Annotated in this window: 8 protein-coding genes; 2 read left to right on the top strand and 6 right to left on the bottom strand. The window is 35.9% G+C overall.

Annotation, left to right across the window (positions count from 1 at the left end):
- Nucleotides 1–125: 125 nt before the first annotated feature.
- The 3 genes from KBJ98_RS13255 to panB all read right to left on the bottom strand — a co-directional run bounded on the left by KBJ98_RS13255 (nt 126) and on the right by panB (nt 3,299).
- Nucleotides 126–1,376, bottom strand: coding sequence for a site-specific integrase (locus tag KBJ98_RS13255; RefSeq protein WP_094772796.1), 1,251 nt, complete (start codon nt 1,374–1,376; stop codon nt 126–128).
- Between the two features lie 387 nt (nt 1,377–1,763).
- Nucleotides 1,764–2,453, bottom strand: a complete 690-nt coding sequence (locus tag KBJ98_RS13250; protein WP_210791342.1) for an RluA family pseudouridine synthase — start codon at nt 2,451–2,453, stop codon at nt 1,764–1,766.
- Nucleotides 2,454–2,480: 27 nt separating this feature from the next.
- Nucleotides 2,481–3,299: a 3-methyl-2-oxobutanoate hydroxymethyltransferase gene (gene panB / locus KBJ98_RS13245; RefSeq protein ID WP_210791340.1), complete on the bottom strand. Its 819-nt coding sequence runs from the start codon at nt 3,297–3,299 to the stop codon at nt 2,481–2,483.
- A gap of 100 nt (nt 3,300–3,399) precedes the next feature.
- On the opposite strand from panB, the gene KBJ98_RS13240 reads away from it, so the two are divergent.
- Complete coding sequence (locus tag KBJ98_RS13240; protein ID WP_210791338.1) at nt 3,400–3,843, top strand: nuclear transport factor 2 family protein; 444 nt, start codon at nt 3,400–3,402, stop codon at nt 3,841–3,843.
- A gap of 53 nt (nt 3,844–3,896) precedes the next feature.
- Here KBJ98_RS13240 and KBJ98_RS13235 read toward each other — a convergent pair whose 3' ends face one another.
- On the bottom strand, nt 3,897–5,324 hold the full coding sequence (locus KBJ98_RS13235; RefSeq protein WP_210791336.1) for an L-serine ammonia-lyase: 1,428 nt from the start codon (nt 5,322–5,324) through the stop codon (nt 3,897–3,899).
- A gap of 235 nt (nt 5,325–5,559) precedes the next feature.
- Here KBJ98_RS13235 and KBJ98_RS13230 point away from each other — a divergent pair, with 235 nt between their 5' ends.
- Nucleotides 5,560–8,067, top strand: a complete 2,508-nt coding sequence (locus KBJ98_RS13230; RefSeq protein WP_210791334.1) for a DUF4350 domain-containing protein — start codon at nt 5,560–5,562, stop codon at nt 8,065–8,067.
- A gap of 63 nt (nt 8,068–8,130) precedes the next feature.
- Here the strand turns inward: KBJ98_RS13230 and tamL are convergent, their stop codons facing one another.
- Together tamL and KBJ98_RS13220 are read right to left on the bottom strand one after the other, a co-directional pair.
- The gene (gene tamL, locus KBJ98_RS13225; protein ID WP_210791332.1) at nt 8,131–10,422 is read right to left on the bottom strand and encodes a translocation and assembly module lipoprotein TamL; all 2,292 of its coding nucleotides are present in this window, start codon (nt 10,420–10,422) and stop codon (nt 8,131–8,133) included.
- A 4-nt stretch (nt 10,423–10,426) separates the two neighbouring features.
- A complete protein-coding gene (locus KBJ98_RS13220) occupies nt 10,427–15,415 on the bottom strand; it encodes a translocation/assembly module TamB domain-containing protein (protein ID WP_210791330.1) in 4,989 nt (1,662 codons plus the stop codon).
- Nucleotides 15,416–15,705 lie beyond the last annotated feature (290 nt).

Raw genomic sequence — 15,705 nt, 5'->3', positions numbered from 1 at the left:
AAGCACAAAATATACCGAGGGTAAAGTTACAGAAAATTTTTCATAAAGTTGTTATATCATACTGTTTAAATGGTATTTAAACACCATTTAAACAGTATGAGAAATCTAACAGTAAAATATGAAAGTTATAGTTGAGATACAAAAGACTGTTCCAATCCTTTAAATTTATTAGAGACCTTTTGCATATCCTTTCCGACCTTCTCGTTGAGAATTTTTGCATAAATCTGAGTAGTAGCAATGTTTTTATGCCCTAACATTTTGCTCAAACTTTCTAATGGAACACCCTCGCTTAAAAATAGCGTAGCAAACGTATGACGTGCTAAATGAAAGGTTACTTTCTTTTCTACAAGGCAGTCAATCAGTTGAGATATTCTCTTTAAGCTGTCATTACAAATCGTATTTGATGGTACAGGAAATACCTTTCCGTCCTTTGACAATCCTGCATATTTTTCAATAATCATTTTTGGAATATCCAAGAGCATCACGTTTGATGATGTAGCTGTTTTTTTTCTTCGCACAATAATCCACCTGTTACCGTCAAAAAAATCTTGAAGATTGCTGTTTTTCAGTCCTTTCATATCTGAATAGGAAAGACCTGTAAAGCAACTGAAAATAAACAAGTCTTTAACTAATTCGTCTTTCTTTTTATCGCAGTTGAACGTTACGAGCTGTTCCAATTCATTACGCAATAGATAACCACGGTCTTTATCCTTTTTAGTATTCTTATACTCGCTGAACGGATTAAAAGCAAGATGCTTTCTGCTCATTGCCAATCGGCAAAGCGTAGTAAATCCAATCATATACAGCCAAATGGTGTTGTGTGTTAAACTTTGGTCGTCACGCAGGTAGTAATCAAAATCCTGAACAAAATCAGGTGTAAGGTCGTTAAAGGACACATCGGAATAACCGTATTTTGTAAGTGCAAAATTTCGAAGATGTTTTAAAAGTATTTTGTATTTACTGCGTGTGCCATTTACCCGAAGTCCGCTATTAACCTTTTTCTCGTAGTCGGACAGGAACTGTTCATAGAATTTGAAAAAGGTCAGTTCTCCGCTTTCCATTCCAAGAAAGGCATTTTTAAGTTTAGCACTGTTTACAAACCCCTCGTTCTTCAGAATTTTGGAATAGCATTCCTCAATACCCGAACGAATTTTGTCAAGTTTGCTGTTTGTGTCTTGAGCTTCTCGGCTTTTACCTAAAACCCTGCCGTACTTCAAATCCCAATTTGTTGCGGAAATATCCAGCTTGGTACTGAATGCAGACTGTTTGCCGTTTACGGTAATCCTGCACATAACCGTAACTTTTCCGTTTTTCTTTGGGGCGTTCTTTTTAAGGTAGAACAACACCTTAAATGTTGATTTTTTTGTCGTTTCCATACTCACAATTCTTAATGATAAAATTAAACCTATGTGAGCTACGGAACAATATGAAAAACTATGCAGAAAACTGAAATACAGTATTTTAAAACGATATTTCTAATATTTAAAAGTAACGTTTTAGTAACCTTACTTTTGCCAAACCTCGCTTTTTACTGCTTTTTGCCTCATTACCTAAAAATCATAAAACGGCTGTAAAGTCTTTATTTACAACCGTTTTACCTGTTATTAATCTTTGATGTATTTTTACTGAAACTTTATTTTAAAAGTACAATTTAATTAGTTCAAAGCCAATTTTGATTTTAATAAAAAAGCGAGCTGTTATAGCTCGCCGTATTTGGTTTTTGTTTCTCTAAAATTAGGAGGAATGTATTTTTTGAATCCTGTTTAAATAGCATTCCAAATTACATCATCGGGTGTTGGCGCAATAATTTCTAGTTTTTCTTTTGTAACCGGATGGTCAAAAACTAATTTTCTTGCATGCAGGTGAATACCTCCATCGGGATTACTTCGGTCAAAACCATATTTTAAATCACCTTTGATAGGAGAACCAATTGCAGATAATTGGGCGCGAATTTGATGGTGTCTCCCGGTGTGCAAATTAATTTCAAGTGCACAATAATTATTGAGTTCTTTTATAATTGTATAATCTAAACTGGCTAATTTACTGTCGGGTACTTCTTTTAAATGCGCTTTAGAAGTGTTGTTTTTTTCGGTTCTTTTCAAGTAATGCACCAACTTGTCATGACTTTTTTGCGGTTTGTTTTTAACCACACACCAATAGGTTTTTTGAGTTTCACGATTGCTAAACAATTCGTTCATTCTGCTCAATGCCTTACTGGTTTTTGCAAAAACTACAATGCCAGTAGTCGGGCGGTCCAAACGATGAACAACTCCTAGATACACAGCACCTGGCTTATTGTACTTTTCTTTAATATATTCTTTTACAACCTCCGGTAAGGGTTTGTCTCCAGTTTTGTCACCCTGAACAAGATCTCCAACCCGTTTGTTAACAACAATAAGATGGTTGTCTTCGTGCAGAATTTGAAGGTTGTTTTTATTGGATATTATTTTCATTCGGATTTCCCAGTAGGGGATTAGGGCTTAATATTGTTCGCTAGCGTTTGGAAAATCAGATGATTTTACATCGGCCACATATTGTCCTATGGCTTGCGTCATTCCTTCATAAAGATTCATGTAGCGACGTAAAAAACGAGGACTGAACTCATTATTCATACCCAACATGTCGTGAATAACCAAAACTTGTCCATCAACACCTCCGCCAGCACCAATACCAATTACAGGAATCGATATACTTTGAGCTACCTTTTCAGCTAAGTGTGCAGGAATTTTTTCTAAAACCAAAGCAAAACAGCCCAAACGCTCTAATAATTTGGCGTCTTCAATTAATTTATCAGCTTCTTCTTCCTCCTTTGCACGAACTGTATACGTACCAAATTTATAGATAGATTGCGGTGTAAGACCTAAATGTCCCATCACCGGAATTCCAGCATGTAGTATTTTTTTAATCGAATCTTTAATCTCGTGACCGCCTTCTAATTTAACTGCGTGACCACCACTTTCCTTCATGATTCGGATAGCAGAGCGTAATGCTTCTTTTGGGTCTGATTGGTAACTTCCAAAAGGCAAATCAACTACAACTAAGGCTCTTTCAATAGCTCTCACTACTGACGAGGCGTGGTAAATCATTTGATCTAACGTAATTGGTAAAGTCGTTTCGTGACCTGCCATAACATTTGATGCTGAATCTCCAACTAAAATAACGTCAATACCAGCAGTATCAACAATTTTAGCCATGGTGTAATCATAAGCGGTAAGCATCGAGATTTTTTCGCCATTGGCTTTCATCTCGATCAATGATTTTGTTGTGATGCGTTTGTAATCTTTTTTTGCTACAGACATAATTCTTTTATTTGAGGCGGTAAAGGTACTAAAATGAATATTTTTTAATCAAAAATGTAACACTAAGTTTGTAAAAGTACTAATTATAAAAATGGAAGATATGAAGCGTATAGTTACCGTAATGATTTTGTGCTTTTTTGTGGGAAGTTTATATGCACAGAAACAAGAAAAAGAAAAAGTAAAAACTACGATAATTCAGTTTTTTGAGGCTTTTCATGCCAAAGATACGGCACAACTCAAAACATTTTGTCACCCAAAAATGCTCATGCAATCCATAGCAGAAAAGTCAACAACTGCAACGGTAACTGCTGATGGTGTGGCGAGTTTTATGAAATCGATCGCTTCAATTCCAGCCGGAATGGCCTTTAAGGAGGAGTTAAAAGGATTTCATATTCAAGTAAATGGCGCTATTGCTCATGCTTGGACGCCTTATGTTTTTTCGGTGAATGGCAAAGTAAGTCATACCGGTATTAACGCTTTTACTTTCGTGAAAAATGCTGATACTTGGCAAATTGTGCACCTGATTGATACTCGCAAAAAATAGAGTCTATCGTTTCATTTTGGCCGAAGTTCCACCAAAATGAAACGATTATTATTTTAACAATCGGCCATATTTACTGCAATAGCAAGACCACCTTCGGATGTTTCCTTGTATTTGTTGTTCATATCTTTAGCTGTTTGCCACATGGTATCAACTACTTTGTCTAACGGTACTTTTGCATTTTTAGGATCAGTTTGCAAGGCAAGTTCAGCGGCATTGATCGCTTTTATGGCGCCCATAGTATTGCGCTCAATACACGGAATTTGTACTAATCCGCCAATTGGGTCGCAGGTAAGTCCCAAGTGATGTTCCATTGCTATTTCGGCAGCCATTAAAACTTGTTCTGGAGTTCCGCCCATAACTTCGCACAAAGCGGCTGCAGCCATGGCTGATGATACACCAATTTCTGCTTGACAGCCTCCCATTGCTGCTGATATTGTAGATCCTTTTTTGAAAATGCTTCCAATTTCGCCGGCAACCATCAAAAATTGCTTGATTTCGTTGTTACCTGCTTGATGATTTTCAATGACCAAATAATACATTAATACGGCCGGAATTACTCCTGCGCTACCATTAGTAGGAGCCGTAACCACACGTCCTAGTGCAGCATTTACCTCATTTACCGCAAGGGCAAAAGTAGAAACCCATTGCAAAATTTGTCTGAATTTAACTTCGGTTTTTCTGATTTCTTCCAACCAAGTTTGTGGCGAGTGATAATTTGATAAACCAATTAAATTTTGGTGCATGTCGAAAGCACGTCGACGCACATTGAGACCTCCAGGCAATATACCTTCTGAATGGCAACCAATATACATACACTCTAACATGGTATGCCATATGCGTAGTAACTCGTGATCAATGGTGTCTTCGCTTCGCATTGATTTTTCATTCTCGTAAACAATCTCTGAGATCGATTTGTTTTCCTGACGGCAAATGGCTAATAATTCGGTTGCTTTGTCAATAGGATAGGGGAAGGCGCATTTTATCTTTACTTTTTCCTTGGCATTTACGCGTTCTTCCTTTACTACAAATCCACCGCCAATAGAGTAAAAGGTGGAAGCATACTCTTTTTCATCGCTCAAATAGGCCGTAAAAGTAAGTGCATTGGCATGAAAAGGTAAAAAGTTTTTATTGAAAACAATGTCCTGTAAAAAGTAAAATGGAATATTTTTTTCGTCACCCAACAACAATGTATTCGTGTTTTCGATGCTTTGAATAATACTGTTGATGTTGGCAATCGGAATGTATTCTGGATCTTGTCCGCTTAACCCAAGCATCACGGCAAGATCAGTTGCGTGTCCTTTTCCAGTTAGCGAAAGAGAACCGTATAAATCGATTTTGATACGCGTTACTTCTGAAAAAATAGTTGCTTCACGAAGTTCTGTCAAAAAACGCTCTGCTGCTCTCCACGGGCCTAAAGTGTGGGAACTCGATGGGCCAACGCCAATTTTTAACATGTCAAAAACAGAGATACATTCTTCCATTTGTAGTGTGATTTTGTTGCTTGCAAATATAATAGAATGTGGCAATGATGCTAGTTAAAAATTAAATATTATTGTTTTTTTAGTAATGATTGTCGCTGTATTATCAGTATTTGATAAAAAATAGTTGATTTTGACGGATGTATAATGAGTACTTGAAAACTGCTTTTTCGGTTCAAAATAGTTTGTGGATAATACACTAAATGGCTATTTTTGAGGCATAACTAATTGAAACAATATGAAAAAAACTATTTTTTCTTTCGGACTACTGCTTGCTTTTGTCTGGAATATGCAGGCGCAAGTTCAAAGCCCTTCGGAATTTTTACCTCTTTATGGGAAACAAATTTCATACTACCATCAAGTAGAAAATTATTTCAAACATTTGACCGAAAAATCTCCTCTGATTAAACATCAAAAGTATGGAGTAACTGCTGAGCAACGCGATTTGAGTGTTTATTTTATCTCCTCAGAAGAAAATTTATCGCAATTAGATGCTATCAGGAATAATAATCTTGCGGCCATCGGTATGTCAGCCAATCGTACAGAAACTATCGGTGATAAACTGATTGTTTGGTTGAGTTTTAACGTACACGGAAACGAGTTTGCGGGAACTGAAAGTGCCATGACAGTGGCTTATGAATTGCTCAATCCAAGTAATGCAGCCACTAAAAAATGGTTAGAAAACACGATCGTTATTCTTGATCCTTGTATTAATCCAGACGGATATTCAAGATACGGAAATTGGTTACGCGAAATATCTGGAAAATTTACGCATCCAGAATTATCAGATAGAGAACACATGGAAGCTTGGCCAGGCGGACGCTACAATCATTATATGTTCGACTTGAATCGTGATTGGGCTTGGCAAACGCAAATTGAGTCGCAGCAACGCATAGCGCTCTACAACCAATGGATGCCGCAAGTACATACTGACGTACACGAAATGGGGTATGATTCTCCTTATTTTTTCCCGCCATCAGCAGAACCTTTGCACGAATACATTGAGCCCTATCAAAAAGATTTTCACGCTACTTTGGGTCAAAATATCTCAAAGAAATTCGATGCTCAAAATTGGATGTACAATACGAGTGAGCGTTTTGATTTGTTTTATCCAAGCTATGGTGATACATATCCAACCTACAACGGTGCAGTGGGAATGACAATGGAGCAAGGAGGAATAGGCGCTGGTCGTGCAGTATTGATGAGTAATGGAACTGTTTTAACTATCAAAGATCGTTTAACGCATCATGCCACTGCAGTGTTGACTGTGGTAGAATCAGCGGCAGGGCAAGCAGATGTTTTATTGAAAGGTTTTAGAGGCTTTATGAATAATTCTCGTAAAACGGTAAAAGGGAATTACAAAACTTATGTCTTAAAGCAAAACCCTAAATTAGTACAACTAGCCGATTTGCTCGCTAAAAACAATATCGAGTACAGCTATGCAGCAGGTTCTCAAAAAGCAACAGGTTTTGATTATTATACAAAATCCGATAAGGCTTTTTCGGTAGAGCCAAATGATATGATTGTAAAAGTAGACCAGCAAAAAGCAGTTTTTGCACAAGTTTTATTTGAACCAAATCAAAAATTAAATGATAGTTTATCCTATGATATTACTGCGTGGGCTCTTCCGTTAGCTTATGGAGTTCAGGGTTATGCTGTGAAAAACAACCTTCTTGTTCCTACCAAAAAGAGTATTGAAGCAGCTGAAAAAGTAGTTCCAAAACAGGTATATGCTTTTTATATTCCTTGGAATAACAGGGTTTCAGCACAAGTTTTGTCTGCGTTGCATCAAAAAAATATCAAAGTACGTTCAGCTATGAAAAAAGCTGTTTTTGGTGATGTTGTGGTGGAGCCAGGCGGATTGATTGTGACCAAAACTGACAATATCAAAATGGCTGATTTTGAAAATACCGTTTCTAATATTATCAAAGTTAAGAACGATTACAATTTTATACAAACGGGCTATTCATCTAATGCGAAAGATATTGGTGGAGAAAATTTCGTTTTGTTACGAGCGCCAAAAGTAGCTTTGTTATCAGGAAAAGGAGTGTCAAGCACCGAGTTTGGTGCCGCGTGGTATTATATGCAAGAAACCATTGGTTATCCGGTGAGTGTGGTTGAGACTGCTAATTTCAATAGAGTAAATTGGAACAGCTATACCACTTTAATTTTAGCTGATGGTTATTATTCCTTGTCAGAAGAGCAACAAAAAAAATTAGCCGAGTGGGTTTCCAATGGAGGAAAAGTCATTGCTATGAACAACGCATTGTCATTATTTGATGGCAAAGAAAATTTTGCTCTTACGCGTTTTGCGACTGAAGAAGAAAAAGAAAATGCAACGAAAGCCGATGACGAAGCCGAATTAAAAGAGCGCTTTTTAGATTTTCAAGATGCAGAACGCAGATCGATTTCAAAATCAATTCCGGGTGCAATTATTGAAAATGTATTAAACAAAACACATCCGTTAGCTTTTGGTTTGGGCGATAAATATTTCAGTTTGCGTACCGATGACAGACATTATTCACTGTTAAAAGGAGCAACAAATGTGGCTTACGTACCTAAAGATTTTAAAAGTTATGGCTTTGTTGGAAGTAATATTCGCAAAAAATTAGACAACACGGTAAGTTTTGCTGTTGATTACAAAGGAAACGGAACCGTAATTTATATGGTTGATAATCCTTTGTTTAGAGGTTTTTGGGAAAACGGGAACTTATTGTTCAGCAATGCTTTGTTCTTGGTAAATTAAACCAACTCTAATTCAATTAAAAAAGAGCATCATTACAAAATGATGCTCTTTTTTTATGCTTGTTTAAAATGGATATCCAATGGCTAAATTGAAGATTAGGTTTTCTTTACGCCAAGTTCCATTTCCGAAATTGATTTGATCTAAAACCCAACGATTTCCTGAGGGTAAATTGGGCTTGCGCAGAGGAAAAGCAAAATCAGTACGCAAAACCAGAAATGAAAAATCAAAACGCAATCCTGCTCCTGCACCTACTGCGAGTTCATTCATGAAATTCTTGGTAAACTTAGCTCCTGGCTTGTCGCTATTTTCGTTTAACAACCAGATATTTCCAGCATCTACAAAAAGAGCTCCTTTTACGGGACCATAAATTTGTGCTCGATACTCCGTGTTAAACTCAAGTTTGATATCACCGGATTGGTCAGGTAAAAATGCATTACTATTTGTAGTTGAACTATCAAAACTTCCTGGGCCAATTGAGCGCGCTCTAAAAGCACGCAAACTGTTTGTGCCACCAATAAAAAATTGTTTGATAAACGGCATTTCTCTTGAGTTTCCATAAGCGTAACCTACACCTGCAATTACTCTTGTAGCCAGTTGCGACTCGCGACCCAATTTATAATAATGTCTAAAATCATTTTCAATCTTTATAAACTGACTGAACGGGACGTTAAATATCGAAATAGTATTACCTTTTTGAATGTTTGCACCCGTTGCTAAACCTGCAATATTCCCTGCCAAGTCAATACTTCCTTTGTAATAAAAAGTGTTTTTCTTCCTTTTTTGCATCGTATTGGTGTACGTATACGAATAAGTAGGACCAAAAATAAGCTGTTTTTCGATAACTTTTTCTAAAGTAGGGTTGCTAGCAATTTGTTGTAAATAAAGGTCGGTTACGTTTTGAGGACTCGCATAGGTAATCTCTGAAATTTGCAAAACGTGCTCTTTGCGTTCGTTTTCTTTCCACAAATAACCAAACGAACCTTTAAATGTTTGCAAAGAATACAAATTGGTTCTATTTTGAAACTCGTAACCAAGCGTTGCTTTTGTTTTTGGCACAAATCCTGTGGGCTCTTTCAATTTAAAAGGTGATATCAATCGTGGCCAAATCAAATTAGCTTCGGTTCCCACACGATACACATTAAAACCGTTATTCTGTCCCGATACTTGAACTTCGACACCTCCAAAAGCAGATACTGTTAGTAATTCGGCTCCACGAAAAGTGTTTCGGTTACTCCAATTTAAGTTGAGTTCTGTACCTGTATAGTTCGCAGAATTGGTTTTACCAAGAAGTTCCAACTGCAATGATTTTCTTGGCAAAGGAGTGAGGTAATAATACGCGTCAAGGTAGTTGGCGGTTGTATCTGATACTGTGAATTGATTTTTTACGAATTTAAAAGTACCCAAATTCACCAATCGATTTAAAGATAAATTATGATTAGTACGATTGTATAAATCGTCTTTTTTAAAGTAAAGTGCTCTGTCGAAAATGCGTGGTTTGAATAATTTTTCAGAGTCAATAATGGTTAAATCATTATATTTCGTAATAGAATCTGCTGATTGTTTGATTCCATTTGGACCAATAGAAAAATTTGGATAAACAATTATGTTATTGATCTTGTATGGTGTTAATGCTAATTTTGGCGTAGCTTCTTTGATTTTTACAATTAAATCAACTTGATTTTTGGCCACGGTGCTATCCACTTGCACTAAGATGTAATCAGGATTAAAATAATAAAATCCTTTTTCTTTCAAGCGGCTGTCAATACGAATGCGTTCTTCTTTTATAACCTCTAAGCTGTATGGTTTATTTATTTTTAAAAGGCTACGGCGCATCGTGGCATTAACAGCTCTACCAATTTCAGAAGATTCGGTTGGGAATTTTACAGATTTAATCGTATACGGTTTCCCCGGTTTAACGGTATACCTAATACTAGCTAGTTTGCCTTTGGCAGTAGAGTCGGCTGTAACTCGTGTTGTAAAAAATCCTGAATTTTCACTATAATTTTGAAGTACATTTTTGGTGTACTCAGGATCTACTTGGCTGTAAAGTACGGGCGCTTGTCCTGCTTTGTTTTTCAACCAATACCTGAAACCCTTATCTTTTTTTGGATTACCCGCAAAAGCGTAAAGGTATAATCTTGGTCGCATACCAAAAAAACTTGCGTTTGGTTTTGGACGTACCAAATCTTCTAGACTATTTTTTAGTAATTTTTGATCTTCCTTTGAGGTGGCGGTATCTTTTACCATTACTTTAGCGCCAGTGTATAAAAGTTCACCTTCGGGCAAAAATTGTGTACCGCTGCAAGCAGATAGCAAAAATAGGCAAAGTACCAATGGTAAATAATGACTCTTCATGTTGTTATTTTTTTGGTGTTGCTTTTTTTGATTTTTCTTTTGGCGCTTGACTCTTTTTAAACAATTCGCTGAATTTATTGTAATCCATCGTAATTACAAATGACACGCCCGTTTCAATAACTTCACCTTGCAGCGCTACTTGGTATTTGTTTACTCGGTAGGCGCGCGCTTTGTATCTTCCATCTTTTGATATCTGATAATCAAGAGCTACGTCACCTGCAATATTACTTGCGTTTTGGTTGGCTTGCTGGGATCCTTCGAGGCCAAAACTACTTCCAACCGTAACTTTCAAACGGTCGTTCAACAATTTTTTCGAAATCCCTACACTTAAATCGGTTTTGTTTTCACGTTGGCCGGTAGTGAAATCTTCGGAAGTATTTAAGTCAAAGTTCAGTTCAACACCTTGAATTAAATCGCCTGCTAAATTGTTCAATTGTTGCGATAAAAGTTTACTAGCACTTTCTCTTGCTAATGCCGAAACTGAGGTACCGCCATTTTCGCTGGCAAAAGGATTCTCGCCAATGAAACGATTCAAAAGTAAAAGTGCAAAAACTTGCTTATTTAATTCGTCCTGCTGCGTTCTAATTTGTTCTAATTTGGCTTGAGTCGAATTGATAATTTCGGTAGCCACATTATTATTTCCTTCGGGCAAAACAATATCGAAAGAGATAGTAGGTTGCAGCAATTCGCCATTCATTTTTAGTTCGGTTTCAAACGGAATTTTCTCTTTGTAGGTGTTGCGAACTGATGCACTTACATCGCCCAATTGATCATTAACCAAATCAATAGGAGCGGCTTCGGTTTTGTATACTGCAGTAATGTTAATATCTGCTGTTGTTGGCTCGCCGGTCCATAAAATATAACTTCCTGATTTGATATCGAATTTTCTTTTGATGGCGTTAAAATTCATTTCATAACTTCCCTCAGAAAGTTCGTAGCGGCCCGTTAAACTGGTTTTTCCTGATGCATCAATACCGCCGTTTAATTGTGCTTCACCTTTTAGTTTTAAGAAATCACCGTTTGCTTTATCGATAATAATTGATAGTTCAGCTTCTTTGTCAACCTCGATATTTACCGATGCGTTGATTCCTTTTACCTCAGTGCTGCTGCTAAATTCTTGTAGTGCGATTGCTGTTGTAGCTTTTGGTTTGTCCTGATCAATAAATTCAACAATGCCTTCGCGGTCGGCAATCGATGGGTCTGACTGTGGTAAAACAATATTAAATTTGGTGTCTTTATTAATTTTAACCGTCCCTTCAATTTGCGGGCTGTCTAGTGTTCCGCTAATTTGTAATTGGTTGTCAAGATACAATTCACCGTAATACAAATCGTTGTCTTTGGCTTTCGAGTTGACCGCTTTAAAGTTTTTAGCATCGATGGCTAAATCAAATCCCATATTAGTGAGGTTGCTAATGTCTATTTTACCGTCAATAATAAGGTCATTCTCTTTTTCATCTTTGATTGTAAAGCGATTCAGTACAACGGTATTGGGTGTGAAAGTAATTTTATCATTGATTTTTTGAAACTTAGCGTTCAAGGGTTTCACTGTAAAACCAACAGAGTTGAATTGTACTTCTCCTAAAAGTTCAGGCTTTGAGGTGTTTCCTTTTAGATCCAATTGACCTGATAGAAAACCATTGCTTTCAGTTAAATTACCTAATGTAAAGCCTTGAATACTTTTTAATTGTAACGCTTTTAGATCGATATTCAAGTCAAAAGTACTGTTTAGGGCATTGTATATTCCCTTTAATTCCGCTTGATTTTCTTGGCCACTTATTTCAATATTGGCATTGTATTGATTGGCTATTGCGTTATCAATTTTAATTTTAAGGTTACCAACGGTATCTTTTTTAAAGGTTAGATTCTGAACATCCAAATCAGAAGTAAAAAGTGGACTTGGAGTATTAATTGTAACCTTTGCTGCACCATTAATTTTACCGCTCAATTGCAGGTCGTTTTTCTCAACAAAACTTGTAATTGTGCTGATGTCAAAATCTTTGAATTCTAATTGCAAAGGTGCATTTTCGGTATTTGGTTCGGATTGAATTTGTATCCCGCTTCCGTTTTTCTTCAAGTTAAAATCGGTAATTAACATTCCTTTTTTACCAAAACGAATGCGATTACTGTTGGCAATTTCCCAAGGTTCATAATTCAAAACGAAACGATTGCTATCAAAAAATAGTTCTTGATTACCATTTATAGCAACTAATTCTCCTGTCAAAAGGTAGCGTTCTTTATCTTTCTTATCTTTTAATTGTAATAGGTATTCGACAGTATTATTTTTCACAATGCCTTTCAATTCTGTATGAGGCAATTCTAAAGCGCTGTTTTGAATTTCATCTACCAAAAACTCATATAACAAAGTTTGATTTTGTGTATCAACTTTTAGAGCAGCATTAGTAACGGTTACACCTGCATATACCATTTTGGGAACGGTTCCTTGCATTATAATTGTATCGTTAACCGAATTGTATCGACCTGATAACGCAATTGGCTCTAGACTTTTAAGATCTGGAAGCAATTGAAATAAGATAGGATGATCCACTACAGCTACTTTAAAATCAAATTGTTGAGGTGCTGTGTTTTTTTTCTTTTGAGAACTATTTGTAGTGTAGTAAGCAGCGATTGATTGGGATAAAGCAGTTCCTAATTGTGATAATGAAAAACGTCCATTTACAGCAGCATTCATAAATGGTGCTTTCAATTCTATAACATTGCTTTGCGCTGTAGATTTTGCTGTAACTTGAATAGAATCAATTACAAATTGCTCTTTAGCATTTGTAATTTCAATATTTTGTACCACAATTGTTCCGTTCAGAAAATCTAAATTTGCCGACTGGATATCAGCATCTACAAAGCCTCTAAGTTTTAAAGGACCTGCATGCAGATTTAATTTTTCAAGATCGGCAATATCCATATTGAGTTTGATTTTTCCAGTTGGATATTTGTCTCTAAAACTTCCCGAGCTCAACATGGTGAAATTCAAATTAGGATCTTTTGCCGTGGCAGTTGCTTGAAATAACCCTTTTTTGATTGAACCTTTTAAAGCAATGTTTTTGTAATTGTATTTATTGAAATATGCTTTTACAACATTGGCATTTAATGCCGCTGTTGCAGTTTTTGGATTAAAACCAGTTCCTTTTACATTGGCAGTAGCACTTATTTTACCAATAGAATCGTTTTTTAGTAGTTTTCCTAGGTCAAAATTGACAAATGTAGCTTGAGCTTGGTACTGCTCCGCGTTTTTTCTTCTTTGGTCCAAACTAGCATTTACTTTTGCAATTCCCATGCTGCTATTTAAATTGAGCATTGTTTTGAAAGACTGAATGGTTCCTTTAAAAGTACCATTTAGACTCAAACGTGCTGGGAGTTGTATATTGTTTGGAATTACGCCTTTTGGAGCAAACGAATTAATATCTTTTACTGTTGTTTTTAACTCTTTAATCTTCAAGTCAAAAACTGCTTTTTCCATGTCTGGTAAGCCTTTTATTATACCACTTGCAGCTAATTTGGTATTGCCAATTCCGCTTACCTCAAGAGAGGGAATTACTAAATTTTTAAGTTTTCCTTTTACGGCACCATCAATCAAGATAATAGCTTTGGGATTGGTTTTAAACGGTGGATTACTGGCTAATGCTGGCGCTAAAATCAAAATATCTTGGGCACCCAAACGACTCTTTTTAAGTCGCGCGATGACACTTAAATCTCCCGGATTTTTAGATAGCGCTTCAATTGAAGGATAGCCAACTTGAATTTCATCACGAAGTTCAGTAGTTGGGGTTTTTAAATAGAGATTTTTGATAAATGAATTCTTTTTTCCGTAAAAGAAGTTTCCTTTCAAGGCTTGAATTTTCAAACCGCTTTTGTCTTTTATTGTAAGTTTGGTAAGGTCTCCTGAAATGTTTTCTGGATTGTAGTTTAAAGATTCTAAATCCATATTAAAGTTGCGCAAATGCAAGTGGTTGAAATCAATGCCTTTGGCAACTGGAGCCGCGTTATTGTTATTAAATTTAAAATCAATACGCTGCAAAGCTGTTTTATTTATTTTTATTTCCCAACCCGTTGTTGCGGCTACTTCTTGAACTTTTTCCACTTTTTGCGTGGTGTTTTTGTCCAAAGCTAATTCTCCTTCAACTCCGGTTAGTTCAACGCTTTCAAGAATTGCAAATTGGTTGTTGAGGTCAAATTTATCAATTGTTGCCAGCAGTTTTTTAAAGTAAAATTGAGTATTGATTTTGCTGTTTTCGTCGGCATACGCCACTTTAATTTTACCAAAATCCAATACGCCTAGTTTTAATTGCAAAGGTGTTGTTGGATTCGAATTGTTATCATCAATTTTTGTATTTCTAGGAGCTGATTTCCCTTGTTTGTAAAGAACTGTTAACCCATTTATTTTAATTTTAGGAACGTCAAAGTCCATCTTGTCCAGATCAAACTTTTTGATGGTCGTTTGAAAATGATTGATTTTAGTATTTAGTTGATTATTAGCAGCAGCATCTTTGTATCGCAATTGAATACGGTCTAGCGCAATAGACTCCACCGAAAATGTCATTGGTGTGCTATTTTTATCTTCTATTTTTGGAGGTGATGCAAATGCTTGAGTAATATAATCATAGTTAAATACGCCATTTTTTGACCTAGCAATATTAGCTGTGATTCCTTCGAGTGCGATACTGTTAATTTCGACTTTATTGCGTAACAATTGAAACATACTGATATCAACCGCAAGTTTTTCGCCAGCTAAAAGTGTGTCCTTTTTTTGGTCTTCAAAGTAAACACCTTGCAAGATTACATTTTTGGGAAAACCAATAGAGAGGCGCTCAATTTTTACTTTCGTTTTAATTTTGTCTTGCAAATAAACTACGGCTTTGTCTTTGGCATAAAGCTGAACAGAAGGAATTTGAATGACAATCAAAAGCACTAAAAAAAGAGCAATGACACCACTCAAAATCCATAATGCGATTTTTAAACTTTTTTGTAAGTATTTTTTCAAACGTAGCAATTTAAATTTAAACCAACTATTAGTTGCAATTTTGCAGTCCTGATGAGAACTCAATTGTTACAAAGGTCGCCAATTTGCCTTACAATTGCTTATAAAACTTTTGTTTAAAATTGTATAATTTCTATTTTCGCCGATGCATTAATTTTACTTCAAAATTTGAATAAAAATATTTTTAATTATAAACTAGTTTTGAGAGGTTTTTAAGTAGAAATGCCGTGAGGTTTTTTGCAAATTAAGTTAAAAAAGAGGTCAATAAAAAACTAGGAAAATTTTATAATAAT

It is taken from the genome of Flavobacterium erciyesense (genome assembly GCF_018069925.1).
Lineage (GTDB): Bacteria > Bacteroidota > Bacteroidia > Flavobacteriales > Flavobacteriaceae > Flavobacterium > Flavobacterium erciyesense.
The sequence above is the reverse complement of the archived record's forward strand: the minus strand, read 5'-3'. Positions and strand labels throughout refer to the sequence as shown.

Excerpts from the sequence above, each read along its gene's own strand:
- KBJ98_RS13255 (WP_094772796.1), bottom strand. The coding sequence starts at position 1,376 with ATGGAAACGACAAAAAAATCAACATTTAAGGTGTTGTTCTACCTTAAA.
- KBJ98_RS13250 (WP_210791342.1), bottom strand. The coding sequence starts at position 2,453 with ATGAAAATAATATCCAATAAAAACAACCTTCAAATTCTGCACGAAGAC.
- panB (WP_210791340.1), bottom strand. The coding sequence starts at position 3,299 with ATGTCTGTAGCAAAAAAAGATTACAAACGCATCACAACAAAATCATTG.
- KBJ98_RS13240 (WP_210791338.1), top strand. The coding sequence starts at position 3,400 with ATGAAGCGTATAGTTACCGTAATGATTTTGTGCTTTTTTGTGGGAAGT.
- KBJ98_RS13235 (WP_210791336.1), bottom strand. The coding sequence starts at position 5,324 with ATGGAAGAATGTATCTCTGTTTTTGACATGTTAAAAATTGGCGTTGGC.
- KBJ98_RS13230 (WP_210791334.1), top strand. The coding sequence starts at position 5,560 with ATGAAAAAAACTATTTTTTCTTTCGGACTACTGCTTGCTTTTGTCTGG.
- tamL (WP_210791332.1), bottom strand. The coding sequence starts at position 10,422 with ATGAAGAGTCATTATTTACCATTGGTACTTTGCCTATTTTTGCTATCT.